Below are 13,224 nucleotides of genomic sequence, written 5' to 3'. Positions count from 1 at the left end.
CGGCCGTGAAATGCCCCTGCGCCTATGGTACTCCGTCTTAAGACGCGGGAGAGTCGGTCGCTGCCAGGTCTGCAAATCGCAACATAATCTCATCAACATGCACAGACAAACATCGACACAAAGTCGGCCCAAACCAACAAACCAATACCGTTTGCAACAACCCAAACGCAAACAACACGACTTTCCGCGGGGTGGAGCAGCCCGGTAGCTCGTCAGGCTCATAACCTGAAGGCCGCAGGTTCAAATCCTGCCCCCGCAACCAAATCCCAATCAAACATCAATGCACCAGCACAGCACCACCAAGCCCGCGTCATAATGACAGCGGGCCGCTCCGCGTTCGGGCGTCGGCCACCATATCAGCGCTTCGCGCTTTGTTGCCCGTGGGGATCCGGTATTCGCAACCCAAATCTCTCACTGCATGCATGACGGCGATATCACTAGGCCCGCGTCATAACGAACGCGGGCCGTTTGGCGTTCAGGCTACTTCGTTACATCTTATGAACATCGTGGCGATGACTTTTCCTGTCGTTCGGCGGAGTTGACCGTAAAAGGTTTCAGTTTGGGCGTTGCAGCAGAGGAGGTCGAAAAAGACGGTTTCGTTTGTCTCTATGTTTCCTAGAAAGAAAACCTCGCGGTGGGTGGTTGGCGGCTTGTCTGGAATGAAAGTCTCGAGTGCGCGCTCGGCCATGGCCTGGAATTCTGCGAAATAGAATAGGCCTGCTCCGTTGAATTCCTGTGACGGGCTGGGCGTGAAGCCGAACGTCTGCAGCGGTTTCGCGGCGATGACGGGCAGGCCCCAGTGTTGGTCGAACCGGCGGTTACGAAGATCGGTGGCAGTTTTTGAAAGCTGGCTGGGTTTGTAGATCTCCGGTCTGGGTTTGCTGACCGCGACACGGGCGATGGAGCGATTGCAGCCCTCGGTTCGCCGATGCACGAACGTGGAAATCAGTTCGGCGTTTCCGATGTGTCTGCCCTTGACGGAGAGTTCGTGGGTCGTGGACGTCTGCGTCATCGAGACTGCTGACAGCTTTGAGCGTATCGTCAGGATGTCGTTTGCCTTCACGTCGCCGAACCCCTCGGCTTTCAGCGAGGTGGCGCAAATGGCGGCGTAGGCTTCGTTTCCTTCGGCTGTTCGGAAATCGGCATTCTCCATGTCCAGTTCGCGCGCCAGCATCAGCCAGTGGCGATGCCCCAGTTCTTTCATCAGCCATGTTTCCGACAGGCCGTATGGCGTCAGATGTGGCATGCCGATCAGGAGATAAGGATCGAGCGCGCGGTCCACGAGGTCACGCGGAGAGCGCTCCCCGAGCCCGGGCGTCCGCAAGGCAATGTTCATCGGTCAGCCACTCGCTGCTTGCTTCAACGGACTGCCGGCCCGATCGAGATGCCTTGCGAGGTGGCCGACGACATATTCGGCATCGCGGCCGACGGCGAGGAAGCGGCCGGAGCCCCAGGTCCAGAGCCAGGGAAGGCCTAGAACGTAGACGCCGGCGATACCCGTGACGCCGCGTTGCTGTACGGGATAGCCCGTGCCGTCGAAGAACGGCAGGCCGACATAGGACCAGTCGGGAGTAAATCCCGTCGCCCAGATGACGCAGGTGACGCCCTCGGCCTCGAGATCGAGTTCTCCTGGCTCGGCGTCGGGCTCCCACAGGGGAACATAAGGGCTGCCGTCCGGGGCTTCGATGCGCTTTTCAGCGATGTGGCGATCAATGAGGGCGTTGATGCCATTGTAGACGCGGTCGGCGTTGTCGAGGTTGGCCTTTAGGTTCGGCTCGAACAGCATTTTTCCGTCCGAGACGCCGGTCATCCGCCCGTAAAGCGACATTCCTTCGAGGGCGAACTTGCGCAGGTCGATGTCGCGTCCGCCATCCCGGCCTGTCAGATAGTGATTTGTATCGTGCTTCTTCTTCGTCATCCCGTCATGAGCAATAGTGATGTCGTATTGGCCGATATCGGCCAGCCAGTCGACGACGTCGCGGCCGCGATAGAAGCGGGCGCAGCGTGGCGCATTGCCAGTAACCATGTGGACCTTGCGGCCGGCGAGATGCAGGTCTTCGGCGATCTGGCAACCGGACTGGCCGGAGCCGACGACGATGACGGCGCCCTCGGGAAGTTGCGCGGCATTGCGATAATCTGCCGTATGGACCTGAGTGATGGTCGCGGGAAGTCGCTCTGCGGCGCGCGGCACGAACGGCCGGCTGTAGAGGCTTGTTGCAAGCACGACGCTGTCGGCGGTGACATTGCCGGCAGACGTTTCGAGGCGGAAAACGTCGCCGGTCTTTTCGAGCGCCGTGACGCGTGTGCCTTCGAGGACGGGGGCATCCACCTTTTTCACGAAGCGCTCGAGATAGGCGAGGATCTCGTCCTTGACCATGAAACCGTGAGGATCGGGGCCGTCATAGGGATGGTCCGGAAGCTGGCATTGCCAGTTCGGCGTGACAAGGCAAAAGGCATCCCAGCGCTCGTTCTGCCATTTGTGGGCGACTGTTTTCGCCTCGAAGACGACGTGGTCTATGCCGTGCTTCTTGAGGTAGTGGCTGGCGGAAAGGCCGGCCTGTCCGCCACCGACGACGACGGTGCTGTAATGGGTGTTGAGGGACCGGGTCATCGGATGTCCTTTCACAGGATGAAGCTTTTGCAGCGGATGCGGGCATCCTCGCCGGCAAGGAAAGGTTCGGCTGCGCTTTCGATGCGGGCGAGCTGGTCGTTTGCTGCCGAGCAGGCGAACCCATACTTCGCCTCGACTCGATCGCTGGCGATGGTCAGTGCCTTGCGACTGCGCTCGACAAAATCAGCCACCGGATAGCTTTCGCCCTCGGCAAGGAAATCACGGATGATCAGCGACGGCGAATAGCAGGTCTCGTCTGTGCCATCGGGCCAGGTGATCACGAAGCGCATTTCAGGCATTTGCTGCCTCCTTCAAAGTTGCATAGGTGGAAAGGTGGGCTTCGGCGACGCGGCGCCAGGAGAACCTGCCGGCCACTTCCAGTCCACGGGCGATGATGCGGTCGCGGATCTTCGGCACCAGCGACAGTGCCATGGCCTCGGCGATGGAGGCGGAATGGTGGGGGTCGCACCAGATGGCGTCTTCGCTGCAGAGATATTCGGTAAACGGCGCAATGGAGGGGACGATTGCAGGCGTGCCGCTGGCCATCGCCTCCAGCACGACGAGCCCGAATCCCTCCTTGAGCGACGGGAACACCAGGGCATCGGCGAGCCGATAGAGGTTCGGCATGTCGTCGTCGGACACCGCGCCGATGATATGCACGGCAGAGGCATCGTCGTGCAGGCTGCGCAGGTGAGAGTGGAATTCCTCATGGTAGGCGCTGTGGTCCAGCAGGGAGACGCCGCCGGCGATGACAAGTTGCGCATCGGGCTTGACGGCGCGCAACTGACGGAAGGCATCGAGGATTCCGATCGTGTTCTTGCGCGCCTCGATGCCGCCAATGCTGAGGAAAACGGGGCCGGGCTGCAGGCCGATACGATCGTGCAGTGCTGCCTGCTCGCCACTCCAGGCCGGGGCGAAGCGTTGGGTATCGACCCCGTTTCCGACGACGGTGGACGTGATGCCGTGTTGTGTCTGCAAGGCTGTCTGCCAGAGGGCGCTGACTGCGAAAAAGGCATTGGCGCTGGTGATCGAGCGGTCCTGCAGCGCCATGAGACGCGGATCGGCGAACTGGTCGATATGATGGACCGTGCGGACAAAGGCGGGGATCATGCCGCGCGCCTTGAGCGTCACCAGGGCATTTCCGGAAATGCCGTCATGCGCGTGGAAAATGTCAAATTCTCCCGCGCCCGCTCGTTCGAAATAGCTGACGTAATCCTCGATGCGCTGCTCGACCATGGCCGTCATGTCTGTTGCGGCGGGTTGGACTTTAAAGCCTGCTGTCTCGCAGGCGGTTGGGCGGAAAAAGCCGGTGCCTTTCGTATCGGGTGCGTGGAGCACGACCTCGTGCCCCGTCGCCGTCAATGCCTCGGATAGCTGCATGGCATGGACTACACCTCCGCGCGGGTTGGTGGAGTGCGTCAGCATGGCGATGCGCAAAGGCCGGGTCATGCCGCAACCTCGCCAGGCCGAAGTTGCATCAGGGGCGTTTCGGCGTAATCGCGGATGACGATCCGCTCGCTGCCATCGGTGATCGTCACCGTAGTTGCCGCTGTCACCGTGCCGATGGCGTCGGCTGTGATGCTGCGGGCGGAGAAAAGGGCGAGCACGGCACCGAGGTTCTCCGGCGCGACCGAAAGCAGGTATCCGTAGCTGGGGAAGGTTGCCAGCCAACGCTCGAGGATGATGCCATCGGGCAGGCGGATCGCTGACACGTCGATGTCGATACCAATGCCGGAACATTCCGCCAGCATGATAGCCGTGCCGACGATACCGCCCTGGCTGATGTCCTTGGCGGCAAGGCAAAGACCAGCTTCCGCGATCCGCGCCATGATTTCGAGGTCGCCGCGCAGCCGTTCCGGAGGCGCTTCGGTTGCGGCCTCCCAGTTGTCGAAAGGCAAGCGATAGCGGCCGCGATGATCGATGGCGGCCACCAGCACATCGCCGGGTCTTGCATCGAAACTGGTCAGAAGCCGTTTTGCCCTGCCGAGGATGGCGACGGATAGCTGGCTGCGATCGGTGCGGATATTGGTGTGGCCGCCGACGATCGGCACGCCGTAGGCTTCCGCCGCTGCGCGCATGCCAGCGAGAACCGGGGCCGCGCCGGCCTCTCCATCTGCCCAGATGGCATCGACGACCGCGACTGGCCGCCCACCCATTGCGGCGATATCCGATATATTGACCATGACGCCGCACCATCCTGCAAACCACGGATCGGCAGCGACGAAAGCGTTCATGAAGCCCTCGATGGCAAACAGCAGGTATTCGTTACCATCCGGCAAGGCCGCGCAGTCGTCGCCAACCGGGACGGATTGCGTCTTGACGCCGAGAGCCGCTGTGATGGCGTCAATATCGTGCTTGGCAGCGATGCCTTTGCTGGCCCCTAGTGTCTCGGCGATTGCCTTGAGATCGATGGCTGGCATCGTCACGCGGCCCTCTTTGCAAGAGCGACGAAACCGGCCTTTGGCGTCGTGCAAGGCGGATAGTAAGTGAGGTCCGCTTTCATGCGCAGATGCGGTTTTCCGTAAATTTCGAACTCCTCGACGACATCCCAGTGCAGGCGGCGGAAGAGCAGGCCGTTCTGGATCTGCACGTTGGCGAGAAACGTGTGGCAGCCCATGGCGTTGGCGGAGGATACGGCGAGCTTGATCAACGTTGCGCCCAGCGCGCCGATCCTGCGGAAATCTTCATGCACGGCAAGTCGCGAGCCCCACCAGAGGCCCGGTTCTGCCTGATGGATTCGCACCGACCCTACGAGCCGGTCGGCAGCTATGCCGAGCATCGACAGGGCGACGATGGAGATGGCGTGATTGTCGATCTCATCGCGATCGTCGCCATCGAAGAGTTTCTGCTCACGGCAGAAGACGTCGCGGCGAAGGGCATGGGCCTGGCGGCGCTCCCAGTCGGATGTCGCGAACTTCACCTGGAATTCACCGGTGCGGAAGGGTGCAAACGGTTCGATCATCATCTGGTCAGCATCCTTTCATAGGTCGAAAGAGCGGAGCAGGCGCCGCACTTGCCGCAGCCAGCCTTGATGTCGACCGCCTTTAGGCCGGTTTCGACGAGCATCTTCGACAGCGGCCCGAGGATCGAATGCATGAATTCCGGTTTCGGGGCAGGGTGGCTTTCGAGCGGCGTTCCGGAGATCGGCACGAAGGGCACGACAAAGGGATAGACACCGATCGCCACGAGCTCCCTGCAGATATCGAGGATCGCTTCGCGCGTGTCGCCGAGGCCCGCCAGGATATAGGTCGAGACCTGGCCGCGCCCGAAGACATCGACCGCTGCCTTGAACGAAGCCATGTATTTCCCGATGCTGACCTGCGCCTTGCCGGGCATGATCCGAGCCCGTAGCTCGGGTGTGACGACTTCCAGATGCATGCCGAGCGCATCGACGCCGGCGTCCTTCATGCGCGAAAACCAGATGTCGTCTTCCGGCGGTTCGCATTGAGCCTGGATCGGAATATCGACTGCGGCCTTGATGGCGCGGGCGCTTTCCGCAAGCACCGCAGCACCGCGGTCGTCGCCTTTCGGCGTGCCGGTCGTCATCACCATGTGCTTGACGCCATCGAGCTCGACGGCGGCCCTTGCGACCTCGGCCAGTTGCGCCGGGGTCTTGTGGGCGACGGTGCGGCCTGCCGCGAGTGACTGGCCAATGGCGCAGAACTGACAGGTTTTCGTCCGGCTCTGGTAGCGAATGCAGGTCTGCAGCACGGTTGTCGCCAGCACGTCGCGTCCATGAAGTACGGCGATCTGCGAGTAGGGGACGCCGTCTGCCGTCGACAAATCGTAGAAACGTGGACGCAGCGGAAAGGACACCTCGCCGATGACAACGCCATCGCGACTGATGCGGCTGTTTCCGGTCTCATCCGGCTTTTCCACGAGATAGGGGCTTTCGAACGCCGGCGCGGTGTGCACGGGGACCATCACCGTCATTCCGTCGATCGTCAGCGCCTTATGGTCGGAAGGACCGGCGCCACCGCGACGGCTTTCGTGACCGGCCTTCGGATCAACCAGCCTGGCGCCGAACGACTGCAGCTCGTTGATCAGGGTTTCCGTCGAAAGCTGAGGTGTGGTGTTCATCGATCGTGCTCCTTGCCGGTGCGGTTTCGAGAGAAAGATATGAGGTGACCATGGGGGAAGCGGGCCGATCGTCGATCACCAGATGCAGCAGCTCGGGGCGCGCGTAGTGACCGACCGAGTCCATCATTCGCTTGCGCTTGACGATCAGGCTCATGTCGAGATCGGCAATCAGGATGCCTTCACCCTCCGTAATCGGCGGAGCGAGGTGCTTGCCCTCGGGTGATATAATCGCCGTCATGCAGCCACCGCGCAGTGCTTTCTGCAGACCTTCGTCCGGTGTGATCGAGGCGATCTGTTCGTCTGACAGCCAGCCGGTGGAATTCACGACGAAACAGCCGCTTTCCAGCGCGTGGTGACGGATGGTCACCTCCATCTGGTCGGCAAAGATCGGGCCGACCATGGAACCCGGAAATTGCGCGATGTGAATTTCCTCGTGCTGGGCCATCAGCGCGTAGCGGGCGAGCGGATTGTAATGCTCCCAGCAGGCCAGCGCGCCAACACGACCGATGCTGCTGTCCACGACCTTCAGGCCGGACCCATCGCCTTGTCCCCATATCATCCGCTCGTGGAAGGTCGGGGTGATCTTGCGTCTCTTCAGAATGAGGGTGCCATCTGCGTCGAACACCAGCTGCGTATTGTAGAGCGTGCCCCGATCCCGCTCGTTGACGCCGAGAGCGACGACGATGCCGTGCTCGCGCGCGGCCGAGGCAACCGCATCCGTTGCGGGGCTCGGAACCGTAACGGCTTCCTCGTAGAGCCGGATATGCTCACGACCGGACAGGACTGGCGGTAGGACGAAGGAAAAATAGGGATACCAAGGGACGAACGTCTCGGGAAAGACGATCAGTTCGGCGCCCTTCGAGGCGGCATCGCGGATCGTTTCCAGCACGCGGGCGAGCGTCTTGTCCCGCGAGGTCAGGTCCGGTGCAATCTGCGCGGCTGCTGCCCGGACAGTTCTGCTTTTCTCCATGACGAATTCCTTGGATTGAGGGAAGGAGGCGAAGGCGATCCGCCTCCCGGGATGGACTGCCGAGATCGGCAGCGCTTGCTGGGTCAGAGCGTCCAGGTGTCGAGAATGACCGCGCCGGCGCGCCGGTGGATCAACATCAGGTCGAGCACATCCAGCGGACTGATGGGCGTGATCCCCGGGATCAGTGCCGGCTCTCCGTGGCCATAAAGGGCCTGCAGCGCGAAACGGCAGGCATAGACCTTGCCGCCTTCCTCGAGGAAGCCCTTGATCTGGTTATTGAAATTGAGGTGCCCCGGAAAAGCTTCGGCGCCGAGCTTGGGGAAGCCGCGCTGGATGCCGAGCGTCACGCCCGGGCCGTAGAGCAGAATGGACGTGTCGTAGCCCTTGCGCTTCAGGCGTTTGGCCTGCAGCAGGTTGACGAGGCCGATGGACCCTTCGAAGGCGACGGTGTGGAAGGTGACGAGCGCTTTTTCGCCCTCGTTGGCCTGGATGTCCTCAAAAACCTTCTCTTCGTAATCGACGAAAAAGTCTCCGTCGGCGTGGGCCGGTGCTGTGATTGCTGGCATGTTTGGCTCCTGTTTTGACGTCGGCCCTGCGATGGGCGCCATCTTTCATTTGCAAAGGACGTGCCAGTACGCTTTATGCCTAATATACGTTCAAAAGGGCCAAAATTGCAGTCAATAAACCAGTCAACTTGTCAATCCGAGCGATTGCCTCGTCATATCCAAGGCAATCGTCTGCCAAAAATCCGTGCTTATCGAACTACTTTTGGTGCAGTCAATATACAGTCACTAAAAGCTTGAGGCGTCGCGGGCGCGAGACTGGAAGGGCCTACGTGCGATATAATTACATTTTTACGTGGCTGGTGTGGTTGACACGGCGGATAGGGAAAGCAACAATCTGCAGTCAATCATGCAATACGACGAGCATCCATGAAAACCTGGCTTCCAGATCTCTCCCGCAGCAACGGTCCCCGCTATATGGTGATCGCCGACGTCATCGAAATGGATCTGAGGAGCGGCAAGCTTCTGGTCGGCGACAGGCTGCCGCCGCAACGCGAACTCGCAAAACAGCTTTCCATGGATTTCACGACGGTGGCGCGCGGTTATGTCGAGGCGCAGAAGCGCGGTCTTGTCACAACCCATGTGGGACGCGGGACCTTTGTGACGGGTGGACGGGAAAAAGAACGGCGCGGGTTCATCGCCGATGCCGCGCTCGATAGCCGGCGCACATCCGTCGTCGATTTCTCGATGAACATGCCGCCGGAGCCGGAAGATCCGGCTCTTCTCGCCCGCATGCAGGAAGGGCTTTCCGCTGTTGCCACCAACCTGATCCCGCTGTTGCGCTATCAAGGTTTCGGAGGTGCCGGGATCGACAAGGAAGCGGCGGCGTCTTGGCTTAGTCGGCGCGGTCTTGTGCCGTCCCAGGAGCGAATCTTCGTAACGCCCGGAGCACATCCGGCTCTTCTGGCGATTTTCGGGCTTCTCGCCAAGTCGGGCGAAACGGTGCTTTCGGAAAACATCACCTATCCCGGCATGCGTTCGATCGCAGCCCAGCTGCGCCTCAATCTGGTCGGCCTGCCAATGGACGAGCTGGGCATTATTCCTGCCGCATTCGCTGAGGTCTGCAAGACCGGCAAGCCGAAGGCGCTGTATCTCAATCCCACGCTGCAAAATCCGATGACGCTGACCATCCCCGAGAAGCGTCGGGAGGAAATCTGCGCGGTTGCTCGCAAATACCATGTCCCGATCGTCGAGGACGATGCCTACGGGTTCATTCCCCTGCACAGTCCGGCACCCCTTGCCGCCATGGCGCCGGATCTCACATGGCATATCGGCGGATTGGCAAAGTGCATCGGCGCCGGCCTTCGTCTTGCCTATGTCGTCGTGCCCGATACCAAGGCTGCCTGGCCCTTCGCCAGTGCCATGCGTGCCGCAAGCGTCATGGCGTCGCCGTTGTCTGCCGCCCTTGCCACACGCTGGATCGAGGACGGGACAGCCGACAGCATCCTTCGCTTCATCCGCAGCGAGGCCGCAGCCCGCCAGGCGCTTGTCGCGGAACTCCTGCCGCCTGGGAGCTACAAGAGCGATCCCATCAGTTTCAACATATGGCTTCCGCTCATCGGGGGATGGACACGTTCGACGTTCGGGACACATATGCGCTCGTCCGGCATCGGCGTCGTTGCCAGCGATGCATTCACCGTCGACGGTCCGGCCGAGGAAGCCGTTCGCGTCTGCCTCGGCGGCCCGATCCGTCGCGATACGCTGAAAGGCGCGCTGGAATTCATGGGGCATGCGCTCGAAGGCTCGCCCCAAACGGCCGGCGCTTTCTTCTGACCGACTTGCCGGCCGCAGCCCGGGCAAGCCTGAGCTTGGGGTTCCTGGCTATAATGCATCCCCGATATGCGTTTTACGCGCGTGCGAGCTGCCTTGCCGTCCAGCGGAACCCGCCTAGGTTATTTTGAAACCAGACAGGAGAGTTCGATGTCAAGAACGGTGGCCGATTACATCGCAGAGGCCCTCCAGCAGCAGGGGGTGAAGCGCATCTACGGCGTTGTCGGCGATTCCCTGAACGGCTTTACCGATTCTCTCAGGCGCCTGAAGACGATCGACTGGGTGCACGTCCGTCATGAGGAAGGTGCTGCATTCGCAGCCGGTGCCGAGGCGCATCTGACCGGCGAACTCGCCGTTTGCGCAGGCAGCTGCGGCCCCGGCAACTTGCACCTCATAAACGGCCTTTTCGACTGCCACCGCAGCGGGGTGCCGGTGCTCGCAATTGCAGCGCATATCCCGAGCTCGGAAATCGGTATCGATTACTTCCAGGCAACGCATCCCGAGCATCTGTTCAAGGAATGCAGCCACTATGTCGAGCTGGTATCGAATCCCGACCAGCTTCCGCAGATCCTTGCCCGGGCGATGAGGGTGGCGGTTGGCAGGAAAGGCGTGGCAGTCGTCGTCATTCCGGGGGACGTCGCCCTGAAGCAGACCAAGGCAGTCGTGCCGGCGTGGCTCACGCCGAAGATGCCGAAGGTGATCCCCGACGCGTCGGAGGTCGCCAAGCTCGTGGAAATCCTGAATTCCTCGAAAAAGGTGGCTTTGATGTGCGGCGCGGGGTGCGCCGGGCTGCATGACGAGGTCGTCGAGCTTGCAGCCCGGCTGAAAGCTCCGATCATCCACTCGCTCCGGGGCAAGGAATATCTGGAGTATGACAACCCCTACGATGTCGGCATGACCGGCCTCGTCGGCTTCTCCTCGGGCTACGCTGCGATGAAGGAGTGCGATGCATTGCTTCTGCTCGGCACCGATTTCCCCTACCGTCAGTTCTATCCCGAAAAGGCGCTGATCGCGCAGGTCGATGTCCGGCCGGAAGCGCTGGGCAACCGCTGCAGGCTGGATGTCGGCATACTGGGCGATGTCGCGTCGACCTTGAGGCTGCTGATGCCCCATCTGACGGAAAAGACCGACCGCCGCTTTCTCGACAATGCGCTTGCCCACTACGCGAAGGCGCGCAAGGAGCTCGATGCGCTGGCGGTGCCAGATCCGGAAAGCGGCACAATCCATCCGCAATATCTGACGCGGTTGGTCAGCGAACTGGCGGCTGAAGACGCCATTTTCACCTGCGACGTGGGAACCCCGATTGCCTGGACGGCTCGCTATCTCAAGATGAACGGCAAGCGCCGGCTGGTCGGCTCCTTCAACCACGGCTCGATGGCAAACGCCCTGCTGCATTCCATCGGTGCCCAGTCAGCTTTCCCAGAACGCCAGGTCATCTCGATGTCGGGGGATGGCGGCTTCACCATGATGATGGGCGACTTCATCACCCTTACCCAGATGCAGCTGCCTGTCAAAGTCATCGTCCTCAACAACGGTACGCTCGGCTTTGTCGAGATGGAAATGAAGGCGGGCGGGTTCCTCGATGTAGGCTGTGACCTCAAGAACCCCAACTTTGCGGCGATGGCTGAAGCCATGGGCATAAAGGGTATCCGGGTGGAGAGGCCGCTGGATCTCGAAGCAGCGTTGCGGGAGGCGCTGGCCCATGACGGTCCGGTGCTCGTCGACGTGGTCAGCGCCCGGCAGGAGCTTGTGATGCCACCGAAGACGACGTTCGGCGAGGCCTTCAATTTTGGTCTCTTCATGATGGCAGCCGTGCTGGACGGAAGAGCGAACCAGCTCGTGGACCTCGCCAAGGCCAACCTCAAACGATGATCGCCCCGGGTGCCTGCCGCAGACTATACCGTTTCAGGAGTGGAATGCGGCAGCCTGGTGTGAGCGCCGCAATCCGGTCTGCGTTATGCGCCGGATCTCTTTTGTTGTAGATATAGGCGCCGAAACACGAAGGCGCCCCAAATTTTGCAGATGATTTGACGCCTTTCCTGATGCTTACTGTAAGAGATAGTTAGTATCCGTCTTTATGTATTCAGTAATGAATCTATGGAGGCGTATAATTTGTAATTTTTATAATTCTTCATGGTAATAATTCTCTTCAAAAATTGACTTTTATCATGAAACTACAACCACGAAGTCGTTTGTTATTTTTATAACATAAGTTTCAAGTTCGTTAAAAATTGAAATCAACATTTACTTAAATAATTTGAACCAGTGTGCGGAAAAGAACGTCGCAACTGGTGATTCACATGTGTAAAATTCGCCTCATCCTAACTATAGCTTGTCTCTATTCCAGTGCCGCCTCGGCTGAGACCATCGGTGTCTCCATGGCCAATATGGACAAGTTCCAGACTGCGCTTGCCGCCGGCATCACCGATCACGGTGCAAAGATCCCCGGGGTCAAGATCACGATGGAAAGCGCCGGTGGCGATGCCGCAAAGCAGATGGAAACCGTCAAAAAATTCGTCGCGGACAAGGTCGACGCGTTGATCGTCGGTCCCGCTGACGGTGACATGGGTGCCGAACTTTCCAAGATCGCCAGCGATGCAAAAATTCCGCTGGTCTACGTCAACAACGAGCCAGCCAACCTCGCCGAACTCCCGGAGAAGCAGACCCTCGTCGCCTCGGACGAGAAAGATTCCGGCACGCTCCAGACAAAGGAAGTGTGCCGGCAACTGCATGGCAAGGGCAATGTGGTCATCCTGATGGGGGAGCTGTTCCATGCGGCTGCTCGCAAGCGGACGGAAGATGTTGCCGAAGTGCTGGCGACGGATGACTGCAAGCAGATCCATGTCGTCGAGCGGCAGGCCGCAAACTGGTCGCCGCAGCTTGCCGAATTTCAAATGCAGGAATGGCTGACTGCCGGCGTCAAGTTCGATGCGGTGATTGCGAACAACGACGAGATGGCTCTGGGAGCAATCAAGGCCTTGAAGAAGGCCAACGTGCCGATGAACAAAGTGGTGGTCGCCGGGGTCGATGCCACCGATGACGCACTGGCCGCCATCGTGCGCGGTGATCTGGACGTTACGATCCTGCAAAACGCGGCAGGGCAGGGTTCAGGATCGGTGGACGCGGCGCTGAAACTGATAAAGGGCGAGAGCGTGCCGAAGACAATCTACATCCCGTTCGAACTCGTGACCGCCGACAACGTCGCCAAATATCTGCCTAAGAGCCAGTAA

The 13,224-nt window shown here is 60.3% G+C and carries 12 protein-coding genes, 1 tRNA gene and 1 rRNA gene (1 of these 14 running past the window's edge); 5 read left to right on the top strand and 9 right to left on the bottom strand.

Features of this window, described 5'->3' with window-relative positions:
• Both rrf and J5274_RS01380 read left to right on the top strand, forming a co-directional pair.
• A 5S ribosomal RNA gene (gene rrf, locus J5274_RS01385) occupies positions 1 to 69 on the top strand; it begins 46 nt to the left of the window's first position.
• Between the two features lie 116 nt (positions 70 to 185).
• Positions 186 to 262 (top strand) — tRNA-Met (locus J5274_RS01380).
• A 213-nt stretch (positions 263 to 475) separates the two neighbouring features.
• On the opposite strand, the gene J5274_RS01375 is transcribed toward J5274_RS01380, so the two are convergent.
• From J5274_RS01375 to J5274_RS01335, 9 genes are all read right to left on the bottom strand, one after another.
• Complete coding sequence (locus tag J5274_RS01375) at positions 476 to 1,336, bottom strand: Pnap_2097 family protein (protein ID WP_142831563.1); 861 nt, start codon at positions 1,334 to 1,336, stop codon at positions 476 to 478.
• Positions 1,337 to 1,339: 3 nt separating this feature from the next.
• Positions 1,340 to 2,611, bottom strand: a complete 1,272-nt coding sequence (locus tag J5274_RS01370) for an MSMEG_0569 family flavin-dependent oxidoreductase (protein WP_142831562.1) — start codon at positions 2,609 to 2,611, stop codon at positions 1,340 to 1,342.
• Positions 2,612 to 2,622: 11 nt separating this feature from the next.
• Entirely contained in the window at positions 2,623 to 2,910 is a 288-nt protein-coding gene (locus J5274_RS01365; protein WP_142831561.1) for an MSMEG_0570 family nitrogen starvation response protein, read from the bottom strand.
• Positions 2,903 to 4,060 carry an MSMEG_0565 family glycosyltransferase gene (locus J5274_RS01360; RefSeq protein WP_142831560.1) on the bottom strand — a complete coding sequence of 386 codons (1,158 nt, stop codon included), beginning with the start codon at positions 4,058 to 4,060 and terminating at the stop codon, positions 2,903 to 2,905. The genes J5274_RS01365 and J5274_RS01360 overlap by 8 nt, the downstream gene beginning before the upstream one ends.
• Positions 4,057 to 5,031 (bottom strand): sll0787 family AIR synthase-like protein, encoded by a 975-nt coding sequence (locus J5274_RS01355; protein ID WP_142831569.1) that lies wholly within the window; start codon positions 5,029 to 5,031, stop codon positions 4,057 to 4,059. Before J5274_RS01355 ends, J5274_RS01360 begins: the two co-directional genes overlap by 4 nt.
• A gap of 2 nt (positions 5,032 to 5,033) precedes the next feature.
• The gene (locus J5274_RS01350; RefSeq protein WP_142831559.1) at positions 5,034 to 5,576 is read right to left on the bottom strand and encodes an MSMEG_0567/Sll0786 family nitrogen starvation N-acetyltransferase; all 543 of its coding nucleotides are present in this window, start codon (positions 5,574 to 5,576) and stop codon (positions 5,034 to 5,036) included.
• On the bottom strand, positions 5,573 to 6,691 hold the full coding sequence (locus J5274_RS01345; protein ID WP_142831558.1) for an MSMEG_0568 family radical SAM protein: 1,119 nt from the start codon (positions 6,689 to 6,691) through the stop codon (positions 5,573 to 5,575). The genes J5274_RS01350 and J5274_RS01345 overlap by 4 nt, the downstream gene beginning before the upstream one ends.
• Entirely contained in the window at positions 6,618 to 7,661 is a 1,044-nt protein-coding gene (locus J5274_RS01340; protein ID WP_142831557.1) for a Nit6803 family nitrilase, read from the bottom strand. The genes J5274_RS01345 and J5274_RS01340 overlap by 74 nt, the downstream gene beginning before the upstream one ends.
• Positions 7,662 to 7,744: 83 nt before the next feature.
• Positions 7,745 to 8,227, bottom strand: coding sequence for an MSMEG_0572/Sll0783 family nitrogen starvation response protein (locus tag J5274_RS01335; protein WP_142831556.1), 483 nt, complete (start codon positions 8,225 to 8,227; stop codon positions 7,745 to 7,747).
• A gap of 366 nt (positions 8,228 to 8,593) precedes the next feature.
• On the opposite strand from J5274_RS01335, the gene J5274_RS01330 reads away from it, so the two are divergent.
• The 3 genes from J5274_RS01330 (at position 8,594) to J5274_RS01320 (ending at position 13,224) form a co-directional block, all read left to right on the top strand.
• On the top strand, positions 8,594 to 9,997 hold the full coding sequence (locus tag J5274_RS01330; RefSeq protein ID WP_142831555.1) for a PLP-dependent aminotransferase family protein: 1,404 nt from the start codon (positions 8,594 to 8,596) through the stop codon (positions 9,995 to 9,997).
• 147 nt (positions 9,998 to 10,144) lie between these two features.
• On the top strand, positions 10,145 to 11,866 hold the full coding sequence (gene poxB / locus J5274_RS01325; protein WP_142831554.1) for a ubiquinone-dependent pyruvate dehydrogenase: 1,722 nt from the start codon (positions 10,145 to 10,147) through the stop codon (positions 11,864 to 11,866).
• Between the two features lie 428 nt (positions 11,867 to 12,294).
• Complete coding sequence (locus J5274_RS01320) at positions 12,295 to 13,224, top strand: substrate-binding domain-containing protein (RefSeq protein WP_142831553.1); 930 nt, start codon at positions 12,295 to 12,297, stop codon at positions 13,222 to 13,224.

Origin of the sequence: Rhizobium sp. L51/94 (genome assembly GCF_019355555.1) — a bacterium.
GTDB classification, from domain to species: Bacteria; Pseudomonadota; Alphaproteobacteria; order Rhizobiales; family Rhizobiaceae; genus Rhizobium; species Rhizobium rhododendri.
This window is presented reverse-complemented; position numbering and strand designations above follow the sequence as displayed.

Coding starts and splice junctions, on each gene's coding strand:
- J5274_RS01375 (WP_142831563.1), bottom strand. CDS start 1,336: ATGAACATTGCCTTGCGGACGCCCGGGCTCGGGGAGCGCTCTCCGCGT.
- J5274_RS01370 (WP_142831562.1), bottom strand. CDS start 2,611: ATGACCCGGTCCCTCAACACCCATTACAGCACCGTCGTCGTCGGTGGC.
- J5274_RS01365 (WP_142831561.1), bottom strand. CDS start 2,910: ATGCCTGAAATGCGCTTCGTGATCACCTGGCCCGATGGCACAGACGAG.
- J5274_RS01360 (WP_142831560.1), bottom strand. CDS start 4,060: ATGACCCGGCCTTTGCGCATCGCCATGCTGACGCACTCCACCAACCCG.
- J5274_RS01355 (WP_142831569.1), bottom strand. CDS start 5,031: ATGCCAGCCATCGATCTCAAGGCAATCGCCGAGACACTAGGGGCCAGC.
- J5274_RS01350 (WP_142831559.1), bottom strand. CDS start 5,576: ATGATGATCGAACCGTTTGCACCCTTCCGCACCGGTGAATTCCAGGTG.
- J5274_RS01345 (WP_142831558.1), bottom strand. CDS start 6,691: ATGAACACCACACCTCAGCTTTCGACGGAAACCCTGATCAACGAGCTG.
- J5274_RS01340 (WP_142831557.1), bottom strand. CDS start 7,661: ATGGAGAAAAGCAGAACTGTCCGGGCAGCAGCCGCGCAGATTGCACCG.
- J5274_RS01335 (WP_142831556.1), bottom strand. CDS start 8,227: ATGCCAGCAATCACAGCACCGGCCCACGCCGACGGAGACTTTTTCGTC.
- J5274_RS01330 (WP_142831555.1), top strand. CDS start 8,594: ATGAAAACCTGGCTTCCAGATCTCTCCCGCAGCAACGGTCCCCGCTAT.
- poxB (WP_142831554.1), top strand. CDS start 10,145: ATGTCAAGAACGGTGGCCGATTACATCGCAGAGGCCCTCCAGCAGCAG.
- J5274_RS01320 (WP_142831553.1), top strand. CDS start 12,295: ATGTGTAAAATTCGCCTCATCCTAACTATAGCTTGTCTCTATTCCAGT.